We start from the raw sequence: 3,246 nt of genomic DNA, 5'->3' as shown, positions 1-3,246 counted from the left end.
AGCGGAACTATAGACAGCATTAACGGAGAGCTGTCAGATCAAAGAGCAACTATCGGCGCTATTAAATCGCAGGTTGAACATTCAAACAATCAGCTCAAAAGACAGATGCTAGAAGAGCTCAAAACCCTTCAGAGACAGAATCAGTATTTATACGACACACTTCTTGCACAAAAAGAAAGAAATGGTGAAAGTATGAAAATCAAACCTCTTAGAAACTATGATCTTCAGACTCCTGATGGAAAAATGATCCTCGGAGAAGATGAATATGTTTATGTAAAAGAGGCAGATTCAACAATCGTTGCCCGTATCGATACAGGTGCATCACAAAGCTCTATTTCTGCAAGCGATATTGTAGAGTTTGAAAGAAATTCCAAAAAGTGGCTTCGCTTTAAGATTATCCACAATGACAGAACAATTGAAGTTGAAGCTCCATATGTAAAACAAACAAAACTACGTCAGTCATCTATTGATGGGTACAGCTACAGACCTGTTGTTAAACTCAACATCAAAATCGGTGATTTCTCTACAACTGCTGAGTTCAACCTGATTGACAGAACAAAGATGCAGTACGCACTGCTTATCGGCAGAAACCTGCTTACTGATATTGCGGTTGTTGACGTTTCCCGTCGCTATGTTCAGGGCCGTTCTGACAAAACCGGTCTTTTAATCGTATGCACCGATGACTATATCGAGGCTGTAAAGAACGGCATCAATCTGAATGCTGAATATGACATTCTGCAAAAACTCAACAAAGGCGGTCAGATTGCAAACAAGGCAACAGATGGAGCTGAAAGTCTTGGTACAAACGCACAAGTAGCATTGCCATCTGTAAACAATCAGATTGAACAGAAAGAAGGAAAGAAGCCTGCATTAAAGCTTGATAAAAAACAGCAAAAGAAAAAGGCTGCAGAAAAAGCCTTACAGGAAGAAGAGGAAAATGAGGCTTCATCCTTAAAAGCAAATCCATTTTTAAACAAGAAAAACAATAAAAAATAATAAGTTCAGGATAAAAGAATGATTTCTCGCGGTCTTTTTTACTTTGTAACAGCGGTTCTGCTTTTTGTAGGTATTCTATTAGTTGCATACCAGAAAATAACATTTGATGTACCATTTGTCCCTGACGTTCAAAAGAAGATCTGGACTGTTGAGGCAAGAGTTGAATTTGAACCAAGATCAGAGCAGGCTGCTGAAATCAAACTTGCTCTTCCTGCAGTTCAACCTGGATTTACTCAGTTATCACAGAACACTGCATCCTTAGGTTATGGTGTTAACTATCTAAAAAAAGACGGATCATCATATGTTGAGTGGACAAAGCGTGATGCAAACGGCCTTCAGATCCTATACTACAGAGCAGACATTCTTGTAGATGACAGTTCAAACAATTCATCAATGATTGTCCCTGCTCTTGAACCAAATGTTGAGTCAGAGCCATACAACACAGCAATGATTGAAATTGCACAGACTGCTCTATCAAGAAGCTCATCACCTTATACATTTGCAAATCAGGTAATACACGAACTCAATCAGGATAATGAGATTACATCTATGCTCTTTGCAAAATACAAAAGAGCTGAGCTTCTGGTTCATATCCTGCAACTTGGCAAGGTTCAAAGCCGTGTTATAGGTGTGCTTGATCTTAAAGACGGCAGAAGAAATCAAAAATTAAAACCTTATGTTGCTGTATTCAATGGTACAGAGTATAAGGTATTTAATCCTCAGAACGGTACAACTGGTCTTACAAAAAATCAGCTTATCTGGACAGATAATGGTAATTCTCTACTTGATATTTCAGGTGGTAAAAACGCTTTAGTAAGCTTTACAACTATTTCAAATTCTGTTTCTGCAATCGAAGCTGGTCAAAGAAAGGCAAATGTTGATATGGCTGCAGGAGAGGAGCTTGTGCCTTTATCATTATCTGCTTTGCCAGTTGAGGAGCAGTCTCTGTTTAAAGGATTGCTGCTGCTGCCTATTGGTGTTGTGATAGTCGTATTCTTGAGAATCATCGTTGGTATTAAGACATCAGGTACATTTATGCCTGTACTTATAGCAATGTCATTTTTGCAGACATCACTAACATTTGGTCTTGTAGGTTTCGTATCCATAGTAGGTGTAGGTCTTATAGTAAGATCATGGCTGTCACATCTGAATCTGTTGCTGGTAGCTAGAATTTCAGCTGTTATCATTACTGTTATTGCCCTTATCGGAATGATTTCATTCTTCACATACAAGATTGGTCTTACAGAAGGTGTCAAGATTACTTTCTTCCCAATGATTATTCTTTCATGGACTATTGAAAGAATGTCAATTCTCTGGGAAGAGGAAGGATATAAGGAAGTAATTAAACAAGGTGGCGGCTCACTGTTTGTTGCAGTATGCGCTTATCTGTCTATGAGCAGCTTCTTTATTCAGCACCTGACATTCAACTTCCTGGGTATTCAGCTCATTCTGCTCTCTTTAGTACTTATAATGGGTAATTACACTGGTTTTAGACTCTCAGAGCTTAAGAGATTCAAGCCACTTGCTGAGCAGATTAAAATCTACCAGAATGGCGATCAGACAGAAAGAGAAGCTTCAAGGCTGTCGAAGGAATTAGCCAAGATAAAAGCAGATCCACACAATACCTACAGAGAGTGGAAAAACGAGGTAGTACAAAAGCTAAACAATGATCAAAAGTCACAAAACGATCAGAAATAATCAGGGCTAAAAATGAATATATTAAAAGCTTTAAAAGATTTAAAGGATCGTTATGCCTCACCTTTTGAAATGACAAAAGACGGCATTATGGGTATGAACCAGAGAAACGTCAATTACATCAGCAGATATAACAGACGTGATCTTTACCCTCTTGTTGACAACAAGCTTTTGACAAAAAAGATTGCTTTAAAGAACAATGTGAAAACACCTGTTCTTATCGGATCTATTGAGAACCAGCATCAGGTATCAAACGTACTTGAAATAATAGGTGATCATAAGGAATTCTGCATAAAACCAGCTCATGGCTCAGGTGGTAAAGGTATTCTTGTTATAAAGGATAAAAGCAAAACCACAGGTAATTTTATCAAGACATCAGGTCAGGAAATTACAGAGCACGAACTTAAAAGACATGTTACAAACATTCTTGCAGGATTGTTCTCTCTTGGTGGAAAGCAGGATATTGCACTTATTGAAGATCTGATCCACTTTGATAATGTTTTCTCAGGTTACAGCTATGACGGTGTTCCTGATACACGTGTTATCGTATTCCAG

The 3,246-nt window shown here is 38.2% G+C and carries 3 protein-coding genes; all 3 read left to right on the top strand.

Features of this window, described 5'->3' with window-relative positions; genetic code table 11:
* The coding region (locus ACJML3_RS04660) for an ATP-dependent zinc protease (protein WP_406021038.1) at positions 1 to 996 on the top strand (996 nt) is incomplete at its 5' end.
* An 18-nt stretch (positions 997 to 1,014) separates the two neighbouring features.
* A complete protein-coding gene (locus ACJML3_RS04655; protein WP_288136161.1) occupies positions 1,015 to 2,694 on the top strand; it encodes an inactive transglutaminase family protein in 1,680 nt (559 codons plus the stop codon).
* A gap of 12 nt (positions 2,695 to 2,706) precedes the next feature.
* On the top strand, positions 2,707 to 3,246 hold a 540-nt coding region (locus ACJML3_RS04650; protein WP_406021036.1), incomplete at its 3' end, for a sugar-transfer associated ATP-grasp domain-containing protein.

The organism is Succinivibrio sp. (genome assembly GCF_045124615.1).
Lineage (GTDB): Bacteria > Pseudomonadota > Gammaproteobacteria > Enterobacterales > Succinivibrionaceae > Succinivibrio > Succinivibrio faecicola.
The sequence above is the reverse complement of the archived record's forward strand: the minus strand, read 5'-3'. Positions and strand labels throughout refer to the sequence as shown.

Bases quoted from the DNA above. Each gene is read 5' to 3' on its own strand.
- ACJML3_RS04655 (WP_288136161.1), top strand. From the start codon at position 1,015: ATGATTTCTCGCGGTCTTTTTTACTTTGTAACAGCGGTTCTGCTTTTT.